The 19,763-nt window shown below is 67.8% G+C and carries 24 protein-coding genes and 1 tRNA gene; 8 read left to right on the top strand and 17 right to left on the bottom strand.

What is annotated here, in order from left to right; translation table 11 throughout:
* Positions 1-44: 44 nt before the first annotated feature.
* Positions 45-1,883 carry a DEAD/DEAH box helicase gene (locus NOW55_RS13845; protein WP_256400706.1) on the bottom strand — a complete coding sequence of 613 codons (1,839 nt, stop codon included), beginning with the start codon at positions 1,881-1,883 and terminating at the stop codon, positions 45-47.
* A gap of 112 nt (positions 1,884-1,995) precedes the next feature.
* Here NOW55_RS13845 and NOW55_RS13840 point away from each other — a divergent pair, with 112 nt between their 5' ends.
* Positions 1,996-2,463: a GNAT family N-acetyltransferase gene (locus NOW55_RS13840; RefSeq protein WP_256400704.1), complete on the top strand. Its 468-nt coding sequence runs from the start codon at positions 1,996-1,998 to the stop codon at positions 2,461-2,463.
* Between the two features lie 39 nt (positions 2,464-2,502).
* Here the strand turns inward: NOW55_RS13840 and NOW55_RS13835 are convergent, their stop codons facing one another.
* The gene (locus NOW55_RS13835; RefSeq protein WP_256400702.1) at positions 2,503-3,522 is read right to left on the bottom strand and encodes a phosphoribosylaminoimidazolesuccinocarboxamide synthase; all 1,020 of its coding nucleotides are present in this window, start codon (positions 3,520-3,522) and stop codon (positions 2,503-2,505) included.
* 458 nt (positions 3,523-3,980) lie between these two features.
* Between NOW55_RS13835 and cofH the strand changes: the two genes are divergently transcribed.
* Positions 3,981-5,387, top strand: coding sequence for a 7,8-didemethyl-8-hydroxy-5-deazariboflavin synthase subunit CofH (gene cofH, locus NOW55_RS13830; protein ID WP_256400701.1), 1,407 nt, complete (start codon positions 3,981-3,983; stop codon positions 5,385-5,387).
* Between the two features lie 68 nt (positions 5,388-5,455).
* Positions 5,456-5,737 (top strand): hypothetical protein, encoded by a 282-nt coding sequence (locus tag NOW55_RS13825; protein WP_256400700.1) that lies wholly within the window; start codon positions 5,456-5,458, stop codon positions 5,735-5,737.
* A gap of 15 nt (positions 5,738-5,752) precedes the next feature.
* Here NOW55_RS13825 and NOW55_RS13820 read toward each other — a convergent pair whose 3' ends face one another.
* The 6 genes from NOW55_RS13820 to NOW55_RS13795 all read right to left on the bottom strand — a co-directional run bounded on the left by NOW55_RS13820 (position 5,753) and on the right by NOW55_RS13795 (position 11,243).
* A complete protein-coding gene (locus NOW55_RS13820) occupies positions 5,753-6,031 on the bottom strand; it encodes a winged helix DNA-binding protein (RefSeq protein ID WP_256400699.1) in 279 nt (92 codons plus the stop codon).
* Positions 6,032-6,100: 69 nt separating this feature from the next.
* Positions 6,101-7,246, bottom strand: coding sequence for a 7,8-didemethyl-8-hydroxy-5-deazariboflavin synthase subunit CofG (gene cofG, locus NOW55_RS13815; protein WP_256400698.1), 1,146 nt, complete (start codon positions 7,244-7,246; stop codon positions 6,101-6,103).
* A gap of 259 nt (positions 7,247-7,505) precedes the next feature.
* Positions 7,506-8,123, bottom strand: a complete 618-nt coding sequence (gene cofC / locus NOW55_RS13810) for a 2-phospho-L-lactate guanylyltransferase (RefSeq protein WP_256400697.1) — start codon at positions 8,121-8,123, stop codon at positions 7,506-7,508.
* 43 nt (positions 8,124-8,166) lie between these two features.
* Entirely contained in the window at positions 8,167-8,982 is an 816-nt protein-coding gene (locus NOW55_RS13805; protein WP_256400696.1) for a DUF4398 domain-containing protein, read from the bottom strand.
* Positions 8,960-10,132: a tubulin/FtsZ family protein gene (locus NOW55_RS13800; RefSeq protein ID WP_256400695.1), complete on the bottom strand. Its 1,173-nt coding sequence runs from the start codon at positions 10,130-10,132 to the stop codon at positions 8,960-8,962. Before NOW55_RS13800 ends, NOW55_RS13805 begins: the two co-directional genes overlap by 23 nt.
* Positions 10,133-10,337: 205 nt before the next feature.
* Positions 10,338-11,243: a complex I NDUFA9 subunit family protein gene (locus NOW55_RS13795; RefSeq protein ID WP_256400694.1), complete on the bottom strand. Its 906-nt coding sequence runs from the start codon at positions 11,241-11,243 to the stop codon at positions 10,338-10,340.
* Between the two features lie 256 nt (positions 11,244-11,499).
* Between NOW55_RS13795 and tmk the strand changes: the two genes are divergently transcribed.
* Positions 11,500-12,087: a dTMP kinase gene (gene tmk, locus NOW55_RS13790; protein WP_256400693.1), complete on the top strand. Its 588-nt coding sequence runs from the start codon at positions 11,500-11,502 to the stop codon at positions 12,085-12,087.
* Here the strand turns inward: tmk and NOW55_RS13785 are convergent, their stop codons facing one another.
* Entirely contained in the window at positions 12,088-12,411 is a 324-nt protein-coding gene (locus tag NOW55_RS13785; protein WP_256400692.1) for a DUF7991 family protein, read from the bottom strand. It abuts the gene before it with no gap.
* A 71-nt stretch (positions 12,412-12,482) separates the two neighbouring features.
* Here NOW55_RS13785 and pdhA point away from each other — a divergent pair, with 71 nt between their 5' ends.
* Entirely contained in the window at positions 12,483-13,529 is a 1,047-nt protein-coding gene (gene pdhA / locus NOW55_RS13780; RefSeq protein ID WP_256400691.1) for a pyruvate dehydrogenase (acetyl-transferring) E1 component subunit alpha, read from the top strand.
* Positions 13,530-13,549: 20 nt separating this feature from the next.
* On the opposite strand, the gene NOW55_RS13775 is transcribed toward pdhA, so the two are convergent.
* The gene (locus NOW55_RS13775; protein ID WP_256400690.1) at positions 13,550-13,780 is read right to left on the bottom strand and encodes an Lrp/AsnC family transcriptional regulator; all 231 of its coding nucleotides are present in this window, start codon (positions 13,778-13,780) and stop codon (positions 13,550-13,552) included.
* 98 nt (positions 13,781-13,878) lie between these two features.
* On the opposite strand from NOW55_RS13775, the gene NOW55_RS13770 reads away from it, so the two are divergent.
* Positions 13,879-14,565 carry a potassium channel family protein gene (locus NOW55_RS13770; protein ID WP_256400689.1) on the top strand — a complete coding sequence of 229 codons (687 nt, stop codon included), beginning with the start codon at positions 13,879-13,881 and terminating at the stop codon, positions 14,563-14,565.
* Positions 14,566-14,567: 2 nt separating this feature from the next.
* A complete protein-coding gene (locus tag NOW55_RS13765; RefSeq protein ID WP_256400688.1) occupies positions 14,568-14,798 on the top strand; it encodes an Lrp/AsnC family transcriptional regulator in 231 nt (76 codons plus the stop codon).
* 7 nt (positions 14,799-14,805) lie between these two features.
* Here NOW55_RS13765 and NOW55_RS13760 read toward each other — a convergent pair whose 3' ends face one another.
* The 7 genes from NOW55_RS13760 to NOW55_RS13730 form a co-directional block, all read right to left on the bottom strand.
* On the bottom strand, positions 14,806-15,294 hold the full coding sequence (locus NOW55_RS13760; RefSeq protein ID WP_256400687.1) for a DUF5813 family protein: 489 nt from the start codon (positions 15,292-15,294) through the stop codon (positions 14,806-14,808).
* A gap of 58 nt (positions 15,295-15,352) precedes the next feature.
* Entirely contained in the window at positions 15,353-15,907 is a 555-nt protein-coding gene (locus tag NOW55_RS13755) for a DoxX family protein (RefSeq protein ID WP_256400686.1), read from the bottom strand.
* A 52-nt stretch (positions 15,908-15,959) separates the two neighbouring features.
* On the bottom strand, positions 15,960-16,358 hold the full coding sequence (locus tag NOW55_RS13750; protein WP_256400685.1) for a DUF7522 family protein: 399 nt from the start codon (positions 16,356-16,358) through the stop codon (positions 15,960-15,962).
* A 587-nt stretch (positions 16,359-16,945) separates the two neighbouring features.
* Positions 16,946-17,030, bottom strand: a tRNA-Leu gene (locus NOW55_RS13745).
* Between the two features lie 40 nt (positions 17,031-17,070).
* On the bottom strand, positions 17,071-17,412 hold the full coding sequence (locus NOW55_RS13740; RefSeq protein ID WP_256400684.1) for a ferredoxin: 342 nt from the start codon (positions 17,410-17,412) through the stop codon (positions 17,071-17,073).
* A gap of 65 nt (positions 17,413-17,477) precedes the next feature.
* Positions 17,478-17,990 carry a hypothetical protein gene (locus NOW55_RS13735; protein WP_256400683.1) on the bottom strand — a complete coding sequence of 171 codons (513 nt, stop codon included), beginning with the start codon at positions 17,988-17,990 and terminating at the stop codon, positions 17,478-17,480.
* A gap of 81 nt (positions 17,991-18,071) precedes the next feature.
* Entirely contained in the window at positions 18,072-18,614 is a 543-nt protein-coding gene (locus NOW55_RS13730; RefSeq protein WP_256400682.1) for a peptidylprolyl isomerase, read from the bottom strand.
* A 159-nt stretch (positions 18,615-18,773) separates the two neighbouring features.
* On the opposite strand from NOW55_RS13730, the gene NOW55_RS13725 reads away from it, so the two are divergent.
* Entirely contained in the window at positions 18,774-19,754 is a 981-nt protein-coding gene (locus NOW55_RS13725; RefSeq protein ID WP_256400681.1) for a succinylglutamate desuccinylase/aspartoacylase family protein, read from the top strand.
* Positions 19,755-19,763 lie beyond the last annotated feature (9 nt).

The following is a 19,763-nucleotide window of genomic DNA, read 5'->3' as shown; positions in this document are numbered from 1 at the left end:
ACTCCCGACGACGGCAATTCTTCGGTCGCCACCGCGCTCGTCCATCACTCCACCGCCTCGGCCGGGCCGTCGCGTACACCGATGCCCTTCGAGGCGAGGTGGCGCACCTGCCGCTTCGCGAAGCCCTCCTCCCGGGTCCCTCGGGTCGCGAGCACGTAGACGAGCGCGGTGCCCTCGGGGCGCATCGTCCGGCCGGCACGCTGTGCGCCCTGCCGTCGCGACCCGCCGAGCCCGGAGGCGATGACGGCGAGTTCGGCGTCGGGCAGGTCGATGCCCTCGTCGCCGACACGGGAGACGACGAGCGTGCGGCGGTCGCCGCGGCGGAACTCGGCGAACAGCTCCCGGCGGCGCGCGTGGGGCGTCTCGCCGGAGATGAACGGCGCGTCGAGCGCCTCGGCGAGCTGCTCGCCGTGGTCGAGGTACTCGACGAACACGAGCGCCTTCTTCTCGGGGTGCTCGGCGAGCAGGTGCTGCGTCTCGGTGACCTTCGCGGGGTTCATCGCGGCGAGCTGCCGACGGTGGTGGCCGGGGTCGGCGCTGGCGTGCTCGCTCCGTGCCTCGTCGTCGGCCCACGGGACGTAGCGGATGTGGACCTCGGGCTCCTGCACGTAGCCGGCCTCGAACAGCGCGTCCCAGTCGGTGCCGATGGGCGGTCCGATGAGCGTGAAGATGTCCTCCTCGCGGTCGTCCTCCCGGACCGGCGTCGCGGTGAGCCCCAGCCGGTGCTTGGACTGCAGGTCCGCGGTGCGTCGGCGCACGTCCGAGGGGATGTGCTGGCACTCGTCGTAGACGACGAGGCCCCACTCGCGCGAGTCGAACAGCCCGCGGTGGCGGTCCATCCCCGCGATCTGGTACGTGGCGACCGTGACCGGCCGGATGTCCTTGGTGCCGCCGTGGTACTCGCCGACCTGCTCGGGCGTGAGCGACGTGTGGGTCAGGATCTCGTCGTGCCACTGCCCCGCGAGCTCGCGCGAGGGGACGAGGATGAGCGTCTCGCCCTCGATCTCGGCCATGACGCCCATCGCCGCGACGGTCTTCCCGCTGCCCGGCGGGCCGACCATCACCCCCGACTTCGCCTCGATGAACCGGTCGACCCACGACTGCTGGTAGTCGCGCAGGACGAGCCCGAGCTCCATCGGCAGCTCGTCGCCACCTTCGAGGTCCCGCTCGTCCTGCACCGGGTAGCCCGCCTCGTACAGCCGGCGTTTCACCTCGGCGAGTTTCTCCTCGGCGACCCACGCCGTCACGTCGTCGATGGGGGCACGGATGCAGTCCTCGGGCAGCTTCTCCAGCGCGACGTTGCCCATGAGGCTCTCGTTGGCGGCCTCGAGCACCACGTAGCCGTCCTCGTGCGTGCGGAGGACGAACTGGTTCGCGCGCTTCCACTGGTCCTCGACCCACGCCTCGAACTCCGGCGCGCGCTCGGGGAGCACCTGCCGCATCGTCCGCTGGAGCTTCTCGAACGACTCGTAGGGTGCCTGCCAGATGTCCTGCTGGCGCACCTCGTAGAGGTAGCCGCCCGACCGCGTCGTGTCGACGAGGTGGGCGAACTGCGAGCACTGCGCCCGCGTGAACTGCTTTGGCTGGTCGACGACGAACTGCCGGCGCTCCGGGAAGAAGACGACCCGCTCCCGTTCGAGCATCGCGCCCCAGTCGCTCGGGTACCAGATGGTCGGCTCGACGCCGGCGTCGGTCCGCTCGACCGCGCCCTGCGATTCGAGGGCTTCGAGCGCGTCCGTGGCGGCTGCCTGCGTGGTGTCGAGCCGGCGCGCGAGCTGGGCGGCCGTGATGACCGGTCGGCCCTGCGCGTCGAGTGCGTCGTAGAACTCGTCGACGTCGATGGTGTGGTCGACGTTCCGGGCTTCGGAGTGCTCCTCTGTCACTGTCGGTCTCTAGGGCGGTCCGGGGGCAAGCGTGTTTCGAGTGCGCCCCCGGGCCTGTGAACATCTAGCACGCCGTCCGGACGTTTACGAGCGATGGCGGGGTAGTCGTCCTATGGAACTCGTCGAAGCCACCGCCGACGACCTCGACGCGCTCGTCGACCGCTGGTACGCCCTGGCGGAGGCGATGGAGGCCCACGACGAACTGAACGAACTCGTCTACACGGACGTGGACGAGGTGCCCGCGGACGGCTTCCGGGCCCACCTCGACGACGAGGAGATCACCGACTATCTCATCGTCCACGGGGGCGAGACCATCGGCTTCGTCACCCTCCGCGAGGGCACCCACCCGGCTCGACGATACTCGCAGTACCTCCGCATCGTGAACCTCGCTATCGACGAGACGTACCGGAATCGCGGTCACGGCGCGGCCATCGTCGACCGTGTGAAAGCACTGGCCCGCGACCGGGGTTGCGACCACCTGAAGGTCTCCTGCGAGTGGGAGAACGAGGGCGCGCGGCGCTTCTACCGGGACACAGGGTTCCGGCCGAAGCAGGTCGACTTTGCGCAACCGCTGGAGTGAGGTGCGACCGGCGACGGGGTGCAGAAACAGGGAGCCGACTCAGAGCCGGCTGACGGCCCCGATGGCCGAGTCGAGCGGGGGCGCGTCGAACAGTTCGAGGCCGGTGTAGGCGTTCGCACCGGCGGTGTAGAGGTCGCTGGCGACGGTGAGTACGTCGTCGTCGAGGGGTTCCGGCTGGACCTCACAGAGCGACTTCCAGTCGGCGACGTTCTCGGCCTTCGCGCGCTCCTTCGCCGCGGTGACAGCCGCGACCCAGTCGGGCTGGGTGCGCTTGTGGTACTGCCGGATGACCTCCTTGCTGATCTGGGTGCCCTCGTAGCTGAAGCGGTTCTCGTCGAACGTGCCGACCACGTCGGCGACGCGGACCTCCCCGTCGAAGTAGAGGCACTCTATCTTGCCGTCCTCGTGGGTCATGTTCCCGGATCCGGCCTGCTCGGTGACGACGCGGTTGACCTCGCGGGCGACGGCTTCGAGGTCGTCGATGTTGGCGACGCCCGCGATGGCGTCGGCCTCCGAGCGTGACAGGTACCGGTCGGACTCCTCGAACTTCGTGGAGAACTCGACGACGGGTTCGTCGAGGTCGACGGCCTCGTCGGGCCACTCGTCGAAGTCCAGGCCGTGCATGACCGGGTCGGTCCGGCCGCGCAGGCTGGAGCCGACGGGGACGCGGTTCCGGAAGACGATCTCGAGCGGGACGAGGTAGTTCGACCCGGCCTCGGCGTGGAACGCCTCGTAGTCGTAGTCCCGGCCCTCGTGTGGGAGTTCCGGCACCTGCGTGAGGTCGATGGCCATCTCCCAGGGCGGCTGGTCGGCCTCTCGCAGCGGGAGGGTCTCGCCGTTGCGGACGACGCCGCGGTAGTGCGTCGGGATGCCCGCCTCCTCCAGGAGTTCGAAGTTGAACGCGCCCATCGAACAGAGCGACGCGCCCTTGTTCGCGATGGTGTCGGGCATCTTCCCCCAGTCGAAGACGGAGTAGTCGTCGGTGAAGACGAACGCGCCACGGCCCAGCTCGTCGGCGGTCGCCGGCTCCTCGATGCGGAACTCCTTCACGCTCGTCACGGACGCTCCCTCCGCAGGCGAGTGCTCATACTCGAACGGGCGAAGCCGTCACTAAAGAAGGTTTCACTACGCGGTCGATGGAGCCAGAACCGGGTGCCGTTGCTCCCGAACCAGCCGGGTGGCGCGCGGCTGGCGAGCGTGCCGAGCGGAGCGAGGCCGCGAGCTATCCGCGCGAGGGATGAGCACCGGAGGGAGCGCTAGCGACTGAGGAGCGCAAGAGGTTGGGGAGGTGTGAGGTGCGGTTGCGGTCGGGTGGGACTGAAAGGGGCTGGCCGCTCGACGAACCCCGACGAAGCAAGCACCGCAGGCACGAGGAGCGCAGCGAGTCGCGGGAGTCGAGCGGCCAGGGGCTTTCGAGGTGGTCGAAACGCGCTAACGACAGTCGGGTCTCGACCAGACGAACACGACTAACGGCCGGTTCCACTACCCTTTTGGGAGTCAAACGCGACTCCAACACAATGGCCGACTCGTCCGAGCACGCCGCGGCGGACCTGCCCACGGACGGCTTCGACTACGAGCACGTTCCCGTGACCGACCAGTCCTTCGAGAACGCGCTGGCGAAGGCCCGGAACGGGGAGCGACTCGCCGTCGCGGACGGCATCGAACTCATCACCACCGGCACCGACGTCGACGGCATCGACCAGTCCCGCAAGGAGCTGGTGCTGGAGGCCGCCGACCGACGGCGCGCGGAGGTCGTCGGCGACGAGGTCACGTTCGTCGCCAACCTGAACAACAACGTCACGACGGCCTGCAACACCGGCTGTCTGTTCTGCAACTTCAAGGACACCGCCCACGCGTTCGAGGCGGACAGCGACGTGGAGCACGCGGGGTTCACGAAGACGCCCGAGGAGTCCCGCGAGGTCGTCGAATCCATGCTCGACCGCGGTATCTACGAGGTCACCTCCGTCTCCGGCCTGCATCCGGGATTCGCGCTGAACGAGGAGCACCACGAGATTCTCAGAGAGTCGGACTGGAAGGAGACGAACTACAAGCCGCCCGAGCGCTACACGGCGGACCCCGGAACCTACGTCGAGCAGATGGCGGCGATGTCCGTCGGCGACGTCCACCTGCACTCGATGACGCCGGAGGAGGCGTACCACGCCCGCCGGGGCACAGACTGGAGCTACGAGGAGGTGTACGGCGAGCTGCAGGACGCTGGCCTCGACTCCGTCCCGGGTACCGCCGCCGAGATCCTCGTCGACGAGGTACGGGACGTCATCTGCCCCGGGAAAATCCGGACCGACGACTGGCTGGAGGCGATGGAGGCCGCCGCGAACGTCGGGTTGGGGCTCACCGCGACCATCATGTACGGCCACGTCGAGAACGAGGCCCACCGGGTGCTGCACCTCGACAAGGTCCGAGAGCTGCAGGAGCGCGTCGACGGCGCGATCACGGAGTTCGTCCCGCTCTCCTTCATCCACCAGTCCACGCCGCTCTACGAGCACGGCGTCGTCGACGGCGGCGCGAGCGACGACGAGGACGAGCTGATAATCGCCGTCTCCCGGCTCTACCTCGACAACGTCGACCACGTGCAGTCCTCGTGGGTGAAGTACGGCGACGAGCAGGGGCTGAAGATGCTCAACTGCGGCGCGGACGACTTCATGGGTACCATCCTCTCCGAGGAGATAACGAAGCGCGCCGGCGGCGAGTACGGCGAGTTCCGCTCGTTCGACCGGTACGTGGAGATGATCCGGGCCATCGGCCGGACCCCGGTCGAGCGTTCGACGGACTACGAGCAGCGCCGTGTCGTCGACGGCGAGCCACCGTACGGCCCGGAGCTCGGCCCGTGTGCCGACGGGACGCCGCTGCTCCGCGAGGACGAGGGAGCGAGAGCCGGCGGCGACGGGCTCGCGGCCGACGACTGACCGGGACCGCGGCGACTGCCCCGGACCGAACCGCATACTGTTTGTCCCAGCTCGTTCTACTCGCGGTCATGAACACGCTCGCGCCCGCCGACGGCGAGGACCGCTACCGGCTCCCGCAGCACGCCCACATCGTCGTCTACGAGCGCGACGGCGGTCGCGGGCTCCTCACCGTCTACGACTGCGGCGCGGCACAGAAGCCGCCCACGGCGCAGCTGCTGGGCGAACTCGGCAGCGTCCGTGCCGACCACGAGGTCCAGTCGAACCCGACGGGCTACGTGGTTCGGATGCGCGAGTCGTCGGTCATCGAACGGCAGGGGGAGGGCCACTGGGTCGTCAGGGCGGCGGAGTGAATCGCGGGCTGGTTCTCAGGGTCGGATGCGTCGCTGGCGGAGCAGCGTCCGGAGGTACTGCTCCCCGTGTGCCGTGATGCTGTAGGAGCCGTCGGTTCGGGCCCGTACGTACCCTGCACACTGGAGGCGATGGCAGAGGTGGTCGACGGTCGTCGGGTCGGCGTCGACCGCGCTCGTCAGCTCCGCGATGGGCATGGCGGGGCCGGCGTCGAGCACGTGGAGTATCGCGAGATCGGGCGGGCTGTCGGTCGTCGGAGTCTCGGCAGGGTGGTCGGTGTCGTGGGTCTCGTCCATCCCACTCGTGGCCACGGGTGGATTCGGCAAGAAGCTCACTAGGAGGCGTATCGAGCGCTCACGAGGGGTCTATAGCTCGACCGCCGCGCCGTCGAGGACGCGCCGGTAGCGTCGGCCCGCCGGGGTGTCCCCGGTGAGGGCGTCCAGCACCGGGTCGTCGAGCCAGCCGTCGCCCGGCGCGGGCTCCCCGTCGAAGTCGTCGGAGCGAAGGTCGGCCGGGAGGTAGCGTTCGTAGACTGGCAGGCGTTCGCGGAGGGGGACGCCGGCCTCGTCGGCGATGTCCCGCAGTTCCCGAAGGGCGGGCCACTCGTAGTCGGGGTTGATGAAGTCGTCCGTGACGGGGGAGACGCCGCCGAGGTCGTCGACGCCGCAGTCGAGCAGCTCGCGGGTCGGCGAGAGGTTCGGGGGCACCTGCACCGACACCTCCTCGGGGAGCACCCAGCGGGCCATGGCGACGACCCGGCGCATCGTCTCCACGCCGGGGTGCTCGAACCGGGAGCGCTCGTTCGAGACGACGTTCTGGACGATGACCTCCTGGACGTGGCCGTAGCGCTCGTGCAGGTCGCGGATCGCCAGCAGGCTCTCCGCTCGGTCGCGCCAGTCCTCGCCGATGCCCACGAGGATGCCCGTCGTGAACGGCACCCGGAGCTCGCCGGCGTTCCGGATGGTGTTGAGCCGCTGCCCGGGTGATTTCACCCGGCGACCGGCGTGGGCGTCCACGTCGGCGGTCGTCTCCAGCATCACGCCCATGCTGGCGTTGTACGGCGCGACCATCGCCATCTGCTCGCGCGTCTGGTCGCCGGGGTTCGAGTGCGGGAGGATGCCCCGGTCGAGGGTATGCCGGCAGACCGCCCGGAGGTAGTCGTGGATGTCGTCGTAGCCCCAGCGGTCGAGCTGGGCGTGGATCTCGTCGTAGCGGTCGTCGGGGTCGTCGCCGAAGGTGAACAGCGCCTCCGTACAGCCCGCGTCGATGCCCATGTCGAGCGTCTCGTTCACGTCGTCGTCGTCCATCAGCGTCGCCTCGCCCGGCGGGTCGAAGAACGTGCAGTACGTGCAGGTGTAGCGGCAGGCGGTCGTCAGCGGCAGGAACACGTTCCGGGCGAAGGTGAGCTCCGACGCCGGCTCCACGTCCTCCGGGGTGACCGAGAGCGCCGCCTCCACCTCGCGCTCGTCGAACGACAGCGAGACACCGTACTCGTCGGCCCCCGGAATCATGCTCGGGGATGCGTGGTGGACGGGCAAAAGGGTGTCTTCATGGGACGGATTCGTCCGAAGAGGCGATGGCTTCGGGACAACCGGGTCGCGTGTGACTCCGAAGGGGACGGTCTCGAAACAGGAGGGGTTCTCCACATCGCGCGCTACCCGTATCCAGAGAAAGCCAGAAGGGAGGTGGTGGTGGTGGTGGTGGATTCGCGCGCAGAGGCCTCGCGCATTCACACAGACGGACCGTCCCTACATCAAGCCGCGTTCGGACTCAGTCGTCGACTCGCACGGCGTTCACGCGGCCGTTTCCACGCTCGATTCGAACCCCGTTGTTCGCGAGCCAGGTGGCGGCCCGGCCGTCGCCGTGGACGAGCACCTCGACGAGGTCGGCACGCTCGTCGACGTCGGTGGCTAGTCGGTGGGAGTCGACCACCGTCACCTCGGCCCCGACGGCAGCGGCTGCCTCGCGGTGGTCGAGGTAGGACGCGCCGTGGAAGTCGGTGTGGAACTCGTCGTCGCGGACGACGAGGGCGTTTGTCCCGGCACCGCGCCCTGGGGCGATGACGACGTCGCCGTCGGCGTCGAACAGTCGGTCCAGCACGGCGGATGTCACGAGCGGGAGGTCGGCCATCACGACCGCCACGGACCCGTCGTCCTCGTCGAGGACGGCGTTCACGGCGGTCGTCAGCGACCGGTCGTCGACGCGGACGCTGGCGTCGACGTCGACCGGTGCTGTCGCGAGGACCGTCGGTGTCCGGCCCGCGTTCCGGACCGCGTCGAGCACGTCCGCGAGCATCGCCCGCGCGAAAGCGGCGCGCTCGTCGGCGTCGAGGACGCCGGAGAGGCGGGTCTTCGGGTTCTCGGCCGCGAACGGCACGACGACACGCATGGCTGGGCGTCGCCGGTGAATCGCAAAGAACGTTCCGAACCGCTCAGCCGAGGCGGCTGTAGTCGTCCTGCTGCTGGCGGTACCAGTAGACGCCGCCGCCGATGAGGGCGATGACGACGATGCCGACGCCGGCGTACAGGAGCAGCTGGTTGCGCTGCTCGGTCGACTCAGTGGCGTTCTGGGCGCTCTGGGCCTCCTCCTGTGCGCGCTCGGCGAGGTCCTGTGCGTTCCCGAAGTTCTCACCTTCGTAGGCGGAGATCGCCGACTCGAGCGTGTCCTCGGCGGTCGAGGTGTCAGCGCCAGCCTCCTCGGCTGTGCCGATTGCCTCCTCGGCCGCACCGATGGCCTGCCGTGCTGCCTGGCTCTCCGAGGTGAAGTGGTGGGCCTGCTTCGTCGCGATCTCGTTCGAGGTGCCGCCCTCGCGGACCTGCGTCAGCGACGCGACGACGAACTCCTCCTCGTCGGCGTAGGTGAAGTTCCCGATGCTGGGCACCGTGCCGGTCACCTCGACGGTGACCTGGTTGGCGTCGTTCGCCTCGGCGTCGATGTTCGAGTAGTTGAACGACTGCCCGTCGAACGACTGGCTGTCGATCTGGTTCCCGGTGTCCGTGTCGGTGGTCGTCACCGTCCACGTCACGTCCTCCAGTTCGGTCTCACCACGCAGCGTCCACGACGTGTAGTCGGGGTTCTGGTACAGCTCCCCGAGGGTCATCGTCGCGGTGTAGTCTTCTCCGACCTGTCCTTCTGCGGGTACGTCCTCCTCGGTGACCTGCACGGCCACGGCTGTGCCGGCCGCGGCGAACGCCAGCAAGGCCACCGCAGCGAGGATCGCCCACCTAGAAAAGCGGCTCGAGCTCATCCTCGTCATCTTCGACTAGGCTCTGTAAGTTATCTTCGCTTTCCTCGCGGATGGCCTCGATGTTGTCCTGGGCCTCGATGGCGACCTGCTGGAGCTCCTTGATCCGCGGGACGTTGTTCACGCCCGACAGGAGGATACAGGACGCGACCTGGGGCTCGCGCAGCGGGTAGTCACCGCCGCGGACCTCCATGGAACCGGTCTGCTCCTCGAGCCACTTCCGCCCGCGCTCTATTCCTTTCCGGTTGAGGTGCTCCGTGGGACCCGCCATGACGAGCAGGGCACGCTCAGCGCCCTCTATCTCGCAGGGGAGCGTGAGCCGGCCGAGTGCGGCCTTGCGCACGAGCGACGTGATGCGGTTGGTCGTGTGTGCGGTGTCGACCTGTTCGTCGTCGCCGCCGGTGAACCGCGAGAGGAGACCGCCGTCGTCGGACAGCTCGACCTCCTCGGTCGCGTAGCCGACGGTCGAGATGCCGCCCCCGGCGAGCGTGTTGATGATCTCCGAGGAGTCGACGACGGACTCGCCGACCTCGTCGCCCTGCCCGACCTCGCCGGCCCCGAACAGGACGCCGAAGCGGCGGACGATCTCCTCGTTGATCTCCTCGTAGCCGCCCTCGACGGACTCGCCGGCCTGCCGCCAGGAGTCGTTGTCGAAGACGAGCAGGTTGTCGACCTCGCGGACGAACGTCTGGAACGACCGCGCGGCGTTCAGCGTGTAGATGCCACCCTCGTCCGAGCCGGGCAGGACGCCCAGTCCGTACACCGGAATCGTGTAGATGCGCTTGAGGTGCTTCGCGAGGACGGGTGCGCCACCGCTGCCGGTCCCACCGCCCATCCCGGCCACCACGAGGAAGGCGTCGATCTCGTGTGTCGGGATCGAGTCGATGGCACCCTGTACCTCGTCGATGTCCTCCTCGGCGATCTCCGCGCCGAGCTCGTTGTCAGCGCCCACACCGTGGCCCTTCACCCGGGATTGGCCGATGAGGACGCGGTTCTCGTTCGGAATGTTCTCCAGACCCATCAGGTCGGCCTTGGCCGTGTTCACAGCGATGGCGGCACGTACGATGCCGCTCCCTGTCCGTTCGTCGTAGTCGACGAATCGGTCGACGATCTTCCCGCCGGCCTGACCGAATCCAATCATCGCCAGTTTCATTTGAAAGGGGGCTCCGTTGGTTTGTCAAGAGAGGGATGAAGGATATAAGCCTTTGGATGGTCCCACTCTCCAGCGTGTGTCATGTTCGCAAAAATAACCGTCCGATGGGCCTGCTATCGTCCGAATTGGCCGTTCAGTAATTCTCAATTATTCCGTGACATTACCCCCGTCTATTTAAACTCCGTCCACCATGTCGGTTCTCCGGTCAGGCGGTGACTTTCGCCGGGTTCTCGACGCCGAGATACGACGCGAGCGTCGTCAGTTCGTCGGGTTCGACGCCGAAGGCCGTGATGTCGTTCTCGGCGACCCGGTTGTCCTCCTTGAGGGACCGGATCTGGTCGGGGCCGAACGGGAAGAACGGTGCCGCCCCGGCGATGGTCGCGCCGATCTTCGCCAGCGAGAGCGGGATGGGGACGATGGTGAGTGACTTGCCCTCGGCAGCGTAGGCCAGCTTCGCCACGTCCGCGAGCGTGAGCACCTCCGGGCCGCCGATCTCGTAGGCGTGGCCGTCGTGCTCGTCGTCCTCGACGGCGTCGGCCATCATCGGGACGAACTCCTCGATCCAGATGGGCTGGAACGGCGTCTTCCCACCGCCGGGGAAGCCCGTGATGTACGGCGTCGTCAGCTTCTTCGTGAAGGAGACGAACTCGCCGCCGTCGCCGAACACCACGGAGGGCCGGAAGACGACCCACTCCAGCGACGAGGACCGGACGATCTCCTCGGCCTGCCCCTTCGTGCGGAGGTACGCCGTCGCGGCGTTCGGGTCCGCGCCCAGCGCCGACATCTGGACGAGCTTGCCGACGCCGTGTTCCTCGCAGGCGCGAACGACGTTCTCCGTCCCCTGGAGGTGCACGGACTCGTGGCTGAGGTTCCCCTTCGGCTTGAACAGCGGCGACAGCGCGACGAGGTTGACCGCCACGTCCTGCCCCTCGAAGTGGGACTCGATGGACTCGTAGGCGCTCACGTCGCCCATCGCCGTCTCGACGGTGTTCGGGAGGTCGGCGTCGTCGGGACTCCGCGCGAGGGCGGTCACGTCGTGTCCCCGGTCGGCCAGCTCTGTGCACAGTCGGCGTCCGATGAAGCCGGTTCCGCCCGCGACGATTACCTTCATACGTCGGATATTGGTCAGGAATCAGGATAAAGGCTCGCCCAACGGCAGTCGGGGGACCTGTCCGACGACATCGAACTCCCGCACGGTCGTGAAGGGTCCGTCGGCAGCTAGTCGCCATCTCACAACTATCAGAATCGGGATGAGATACGCCGTTTCCGCGGGTACGGTGTCGTTACCGACGTCCCGGAGCCACCGGACGGCCGCAGACAGCGACGACTCCGACAGACAGATACGGCACCCCGGAGAACGTCCGGCCATGCTCGTCACGCTGGAGGGACTCGACGGCAGCGGCAAGACGACGGTCTGGGAGGCGCTGCACGACACCTACCCCGACGCGACGTTCACCCGCGAGCCGACCGAGTCCTGGTACGGCGAGGCCGTCGACCGGGCCATCGCCGACGACGACGCCGACCCGCTGGCCGAACTGTTCCTCTTCATCGCCGATCACGCCGACCACCTCTCGCGGGTCGTCCGCCCCGCGCTGGCCGACGGCGACCTCGTCATCTCGGACCGCTACTCGGACTCGCGGTACGCCTACCAGGGCGCGACGCTGGCGGGCGAGGTCAAGCGCCCGATGGAGTACATCCGCGGCGTCCACCAGCCCTTCACGCACCCGCCGGACGTCACTATCTACCTCGACGTGGACCCCCGCACCGCCATGCAGCGCTCGGGCGCGACGAACAAGTTCGAGCAGTCGAAGTACCTCACCGAGGTGCGACAGAACTACGAGCAGCTGATGGAGTGGCAGCCCGAACGGTTCGTCCGTGTCGACGCCACCCAGTCGCCGGAGGGCGTCCTCGACGACGTGGAGGACGTACTGGAGCGGCTTCTCGACGCGGAGTGATCACTCCTGCATCGTATCCGGTAACTCGATCTCGTCCGGTGCCGGCATCCAGAAGAAGTCGACGCTCACGCCGAGTACCAGCGGGAGCGCGATGGCGACCAGCAGCGCGAGGCTCTGTGAGCCGAGGTCCGCCCCGAGATTGAGCACGCCGGAGATGGCGAGCGTCGTCGCCAGCAGCGCGACCGGTGTGAGCAGCACGACGTAGACGACCGACCCCCAGTCGGTGTCCAGCCGTTGGCGGAAGAACCGGGTGGAGACGGCCGCGATGGCGGTGTTGACCGTGACGAGGACCAGCAGGCCGATAGCGCCGACCAGTGAGACCATATCCACTCTAGAGACGGCAGGGCCTTTGACGTATCGGAACGGCTTTCAACCGCGCTGAGTTTGCAACCAACATGCATCGAGTCATCGGAGAACGGGACGTCGAGGAGACGCCGTTCTCGCCCGAACAGGCCCGGACGCTCTACCGAGACATGGTCCGGGCGCGCCGGTTCGACGAGCGTGCGCTGGCGCTCCAGCGTCGCGGCTGGATGAGCGGCTACCCGCCGTTCAAGGGGCAGGAAGCGTCGCAGGTCGGCGCGGCACACGCCATGGCGGAGTCGGACTGGCTGTTCCCGACGTATCGCTCGAACGCGATGCAGATCGCCCGTGGAGTCCCGATGAGCGACCTGCTGCTGTTCCGGCGCGGCCGGGCGGAGTTCGACTCCGGCCACACGCTCCCGGTGTTCCCGCAGGCGGTCCCCATCGCGACGCAGATCCCCCACGCGACCGGCGCGGGGATGGCGATGAACTACCGCGACGACGACGGCGCGGTCGTCTGCTACTTCGGCGACGGCGCGACATCGGAGGGCGACTTCCACGAGGGGCTGAACTTCGCCGGCGTCTTCGAGACGCCGACGGTGTTCTTCTGTGAGAACAACAACTGGGCCATCTCGCTCCCACGCGACCGACAGACTGCGGCGGCGTCCATCGCCGACCGTGCCGAGGCGTACGGCTTCTCCGGCGGCCAGGTCGACGGGAACGACCCGCTCGCGGTGCTCGAGTTCGTCGCCAGCGCGCTGGAATCCGCCCGCGACGGCGAGCCCGTCCTCGTCGAGAGCCTGACCTACCGACAGGGTGCACACACCACCAGCGACGACCCTTCGCGCTACCGCGAGGAGGAGTCGGACCTGCCCGAGTGGCGGACCCGCGACCCCCTCGACCGGTACGAGGAGTACCTCCGCGACCAGGGGCTCATCAACGACGCGTACGTCGAGACCATCCACGAGGAGGCCGACGAGGAGCTCTCCGATGCCGTCGACCGCGCCGAGGCGAAGGAGCCCGCCGAGCCCGAGGAAGTGTTCGACTCGGTCTACGCCGAGCTGCCGCCGCGGCTCCGGAAGCAGCGCGAGGAGGCACTCTCGTTCGCCGAGGAGTACGACGTCCAGGAACTGGAGCACTAGCGCCAGGGCGACGCGGCTCGTTACTGCAGCGAGATGTAGGTCTTCGTGTCGGCGACGCCACCGAGCTTCTGCATCTCCCCCGTCACCGTGTGCAGCACGTCGTACACCTCGTCGGCGTCGACCTCGGTGATGATGTCGTAGTTACCGGCGACGATGTGGGCCTCGGTCACCGCGTCGAGGCCACGGATCGAATCGAGGAGTTCCTCTGACTTTCCCGCTGCGGTCTTCACCATGATGAACGCGTGAACCATTCGTGCTGTGGTACTATGTCACATGGCAAAAACCTTCCCCCGGCACGGGGACCGCCGCCAGGGTAAGTTATTCAAGGTGGGTGAGCGTATGCTGTGATATGCGGTTCGTTATCATTGGCGCTGGTCGAGTTGGACTGCGCACGGCGCGCGTGCTCAGAGACGAGGGGCACGACGTCACGCTCGTCGAGCGCGACGAACGGAAGATCAAGCGTGCACGCGAACAGGATTTCGATGTCGTCGAAGGGGACGGCTCCCGCGAGGACGTTCTGGAGGAGGCAGGTATCGCCGAGGCCGACGCCGTCGGTGCGCTGACGGGGGACCTGAACACGAACTTCGCGGCCTGCATGATCGCCGACCACAACGGCGCACGCACCATCATGCGCATCGACGAGGACTACCGCGAGGACATCTACCGGAAGTACGCCGACGCGGTCGACGAGATCGTCTACCCGGAGCGGCTGGGCGCCATCGGCGCGAAGAACGCACTGCTCGGTGGCGACATCCACGCCATCGCAGACATCGCACAGAACCTCCAGCTCGTCGAGCTCACCGCGACCGAGGAGTCGCCGATGCGGGGCTACTCGCTCTCGGAGGTCGAGCTCCCGGCTGACGCGACCGTCATCGCGTTCGGGAAGGCCGAGGGCTCGCTCATGATCCCGGACCCCGACGAGTCGCTCGAGCTCGGTGACCGTGTGGTCGTGCTCGCGGACTTCGACGTGCTCGCCGACGTGCGCCGGCTCATCGTCGGCGACGCCAGCCGGGCGGCACCCGCGGGAGGTGTCTGATCGTGGTCACAGCGTACATCATGATCAAGGCGAACACGGGCGAGGCGGACAGACTGAAGGAGAGCATCGAGGCGAGCGAGGGCGTCGAACACGCATACATCGTCGCCGGCGACGTCGACATCATCGCGAAGGTGACCGTCGACTCCCCGGGCGCGGTCAAGGACATCGCGGCCTCGAAGATACAGAGTATTCGCGGCGTCGAGGACACACAGACCTACATCGCGATGGACTGAGCCGAGGTCACCACCCACTGCCCCCGCCGTTCGTCGCGGTCGTGAGCAGGTCGCCGGCCGGTTCTTCGTAGTCGTAGCCCGGAATCAGCCCCTGTACGTACGTTCCCTCCGCGAACTCGGCGAGGACCTTCGCGTCCTCCACACAGGTCTTCACCCGTCCGGAGCGGTAGCTGAACGTCGCGACGACCGTCTCGCCGCGGCGCTCGACCGTCGGCTCGTCGTGGTCGACGGTCTTCGTCGGGTCGAACGAGTCTTCCAGGCGGAGCGCCAGCGTCTCGTACCAGCCGTCCTCGACGACCGGTGGGACCGTCTCGTCGGCGACGACGGCGTCGAGCGTCGGCAGCCGCACGGTCACCTCGAAGGCGGTCCGGTCGTCGTCGGTGCTCGACGCGGTCGCCCGCACGTCGAACGGGGTCGTCGTCAGGTCGTAGCCGTCGTCCTCCCGCGTGAACGCGTCGTGGCGCTCGAAGGCGTGCTCGGCGGACTCGGATGTCATGACCCACGCTAGGCCGTCGAAAAGGATGGACGTTACGTTCCGTGCCGGTCCGTCCCGTTCAGCCGAGCAGGTAGCGCATCCACGGGTAGGCCTCGACGAGCGGCTGCCCGCCGACGTCGTACTGTTCGACCCTTGCGTCGAGTCCGAGGATGCGCCCCGCCCCGAAGGCGGCGACGGAGAGGAACACGAGCATATAGGCGAAGTCACCGTTGATGTAGCCGTGGGAGATGTCCCAGTTGCCCAGGTAGAACAGGAGCATCATGAACGCGCCCCAGAACGCGGCCAGTCGAGTCAGGAGGCCAACGATGAGGCCCAGGCCGATGAGCACTTCGCCCCACGGGACCGCGATGTTCACGAAGTCGACGAACCAGCCTGTCTCGCCCATCGTGACGAACAGGTCCGCCACGGGACTCCCGTTCGCCGGGGGCGCGTTCTGTAGGTAGCCCGACGCGCTGAAGCTCCCCGAGAGCACCTTGTCGATGCCGCTCTGGAAGAACGCGATTCCCATCATCAGTCTGAGCGCCAGGATGAACCAGACACTCAGCGAGTGCAGTTTGCCGGTCGCCGTGTAGCTCCCGAGTGTGCTCGTGAGACGGACTTCTTGCGATGACATGTCACTGGTAATCGACACACCTCCCGGTTAAAAAACTAGGCGTTGGACTCGGCTACTCCGACGCCTCCGCCTTCTCGTCGGCGTTCAGCACACCCCGGACCGCCATCTCGACCTCGTCGAAGTTCGACAGCGTCAGCCCGTCGGTCGTGACGAACACGCCCTCCGTCTCCGTCGTCACCCGCACGAGGAAGCCGTTCTCGAACACGCGGATGGTGTACTCGTACTCCCCCAGCTCGGACTGCTGGTACGCCGCCTGCGTCGTCTTGAACCCCCGCCACTCGTGACCCACGAACGTCGTCAGGTCCGCGTCCCGCTCCAGGTCGCTCCGCAGGTACAGCTGCTCGAAGTCGTCGCGGGTGAAGTACGTCACTGACCGTAGACTGTCGCCGATGGTCGTCCGGCACGCCGATACGATCCGGTCCGCCTGCCGCTCGGTCACCAGGCTGGTCATGGCAGTTGTCGTCCATCCATGGACATAAGACCGCCGTTGTGTACGGCTCGCGGTTCGAGCCGCCGAAACTGTCGTTCGGTGATTTGTCACTGACCGTTATATTTACGTGTTCCTGCGATGTATTCGGTTGTGGTTCCTGAGTATTCGGGGCCCGGCCGACGAGACATCTGTCATGACCACAGGTCGCGTTGGTCGCGGCGGCTGCCTCGCCATGCCCGGCAGCCGCTTTCTGCGAGCCCGATGTCGACGCCAGCGACTGGCGTGGCTCGCTGGCCCTCACTCCCCGGCATCTTCACCTCGTGCCGCTGTCATTTCCCGGTCGGCTGCCCGGGTGTGGGCTTCGAGTGGGGGATGGGCCCGAACGACCTCCCCCGCCCGCACAGACGTCTCTCACTGGCGTTCGAGTCGGTATGCGAGGGGCAGGATTCGAACCACGGTCGGACGTGCTCGCTTCGCTCCACGGTTCGCTGGCGCTCACCGCTCCGCTGCGCACTCCCTAGCGGTCACGCCTCCCTCTCGCTGCGCGCGCCCTCCCTGGTTCGAATCCTTTCTCGCATACACGTCTCTCACTGGCGTTCGAGTCGGTATGCGAGGGGCAGGATTCGAACCCGCGAACCCCTACGGGAGCGGATCTTAAGTCCGCCGCTTTTGGCCTGGCTCAGCCACCCTCGCGCGGTCGGGGATTCACCCGGGGCGTTCAATACGGTTTCGCTTACCAGTCCACGCTGAGGGTGCCGTCGCCGTTCGGGTCGGGGGCGATCTCCTCGTCGGTGCGACGGTCGACGACGTGGATGATGCCGCGTTCCTTCTTCGCGGGACAGACCTCGGCGGCGCGGACGTTGTGGTCGAGCTCGTCCTCGCCGAAGAAGTAGGTCTTCGGACGGGCCAGCCCGGTGTCGATGTCGAGGTCCCAGTTCGCGGACACCTCGGCGCACTTGCCCGCGCCGAAGCACTTGTTGGCCTCGAAGATTATCTTGTAGGGCTTCTCCTCGACCGGTGGGGCGTCGGACTCGCCGATCTCGCTCGGCGTGTGGGCGTCCTCGGCGTCGCTCATGGTTCGCGTTCGGGGCCGGGCCGACTTTCGTGTGTCGGTTCGGTCGACTGTCGTCCCGTCGGTGGTCAGTACGACCACACGGCGGCGAGGATGCCGGCGGTCTGGCCGACGCCGACGAGCGCGAAGCCCAGGAGGGCGACCGGCTCCGAAGCCGAGAGGACGGGCGAGAGCAGGTACGCCCCCGCCCCGACGGCGCTCAGGGCTGCACCGACCTGATAGACGCGGGGGGCGCGGTCGACGTTCTCGCCGGTGTAGAGGTACGCGCCGGCGGGGACGAGCATCCAGCCGGCGACGGCGACCTTCGCGAGCGTGGTGTTCACCGGGTCGGCGAAGACGGCGGCCGTGCCGACGGCGTTCAGCACGATGCCGACGAGGAGGACGACCTTCCAGGCGAGCAGCACGCCCTCCTGCATGTCGCGCCATGAGAGGAGGGTGAACGCGACGAGGAGCACGTCCATCACGACCATGCCGATCCGGACGGCCTCGAGCCCCGCGAGTTCGACGTGAGCGGCGGCGGCGAACGTCCACGCGAGCGGGACGAGCAGTCCGGGGCCTGTCTCCCGGAGACGTCGGAGCATGGTGGCACATCGAGGGGCAGCGAAAAGAGCGTACTCCCTGACTGACGGGGTGAACCGAGAACTCGTGGTCGACTGTCGGCGTTACTCGTGGACGTCGATGCCCTCGATGACGGCCTCCTCCTGGGGCTGGTCGCGGGGGCCGGTCGGGAGCGAGCCGATCTTCTCGACGACGTCCATGCCGTCGGTCACCTTGCCGAAGACGGCGTGCTTGCCGTCGAGGTGGGGCTGTGCGGCGAGCGTGATGAAGAACTGGCTGCCGTTGGTGTTCGGGCCGGAGTTCGCCATCGAGAGCACGCCGGGACCGTCGTGGCGGAGGTCGTCGTGGAACTCGTCCTCGAACTCGTAGCCGGGGCCGCCGCGGCCGGTGCCGGTCGGGTCGCCGCCCTGGATCATGAAGTCGCCGATGACGCGGTGGAACGGAACGCCCGCGTACAGCGAGTCGCCGCGTGTCTCGCCCGTCTCGGGGTCCTCCCACGTCGCCGTCTCGACTGCTGGGTCGTCGTTCGCGGCCGGGTCGTGCTCCGCGAGGTTGACGAAGTTCTCGACGGTCTTCGGGGCCCGGTCGTCGTACAGCTCGACCTCGATGTCGCCGTGGTTCGTGCGGATGGTTGCGGTCTTGCTCATACTCCCACCCAGGAGCCGGCTCGGGAAAACCTTGTGGATACACTGACGGGAGTCCGTCGCGGCCGTCTGGCTGGCGGTCCGTCCCGTTCGTGTCGGCGACTCGTCACCCCAGCGTGCCCCCATGGATTCAATACCGAGGCCGTCGAAATCTTCGAACGAATGACCCGCTCGGCGCGTCACCGACGCGAGCGCGTGACACTCGCCCGACTCCCCTCGGGCGTCGAGGTCACGACCACGGTTCACAGCTACGAGGGCCCGGAGGACGGACCGACGGTGTACGTGCAGGCGGCCCAGCACGGCCGCGAGATAAACGGGACCGAGGTCCTCCGCCGGCTCCACGACGAGCTGCCGACGACCGACCTCGCCGGGAAGCTGGTCGCGGTGCCGGTCGCGAACCCGCTCACGTTCGACCGTGTCTCCTACACCACGCCGGAGGTGCTCGACTCGGTCAACCCGAACATGAACCGCGTCTGGCCCGGCGAGTCGGACGGCAGCCTCCACCAGCGCATGGCGGCGACGCTCTGGACGTACGCCGGCGACGCCGACGCCATCGTCGACCTCCACACGGGGAGCCCGTCGATGCTCACCCACACCGTGTTCACGCAGGGCGACGACCACTCGCGCGAGCTGGCGGAGGCGTTCGGCACCGACATGTTGCTCGCCGAACCCTCGGGCGGGGACGCCCCCGAGGCCTGGCACCGTCGGGGCTTCGACGGCAAGCTCCGTGTCGCCGCCAGCGCGGAGGGCATCCCGGCAATCACACCCGAGCTCGCCCACAACAAGCAGATCGTCGAGGACGCGGTCGCGACGGGCGTCCGGGGCGTGCTGAACGTCCTCCGGCACCTCGACGTCCTCGATGGGCAGGTCATCGCCGGGGAGCCGCCACGTGTCGCCCGGAACCACCTCGGGCGGGTCGACGCCGAGGAGTCGGGGCTGTTCCGGCCGAACCCGGCACTCGAACTCGGACAGCTCGTCGAGACCGGCGACCACCTCGGTCAGGTGTACCACCCCTCGACGTACGAGGTGCTCCAACGCGTCGAGAGCACCCGCGACGGCATCTGCTACGCCATTACCCGCGAGGCGACCGTGAAGGGCGGCGACCGGCTCGCGAGCGTCGCCATCCCCGTCGAGGAGGAGTAGCCGTCCCGT

The organism is Haloarchaeobius litoreus, assembly GCF_024495425.1.
Taxonomy (GTDB): domain Archaea; phylum Halobacteriota; class Halobacteria; order Halobacteriales; family Natrialbaceae; genus Haloarchaeobius; species Haloarchaeobius litoreus.
Note: the sequence above shows the minus strand (reverse complement) of the source record. Positions and strands in the feature narration are given on the sequence as shown.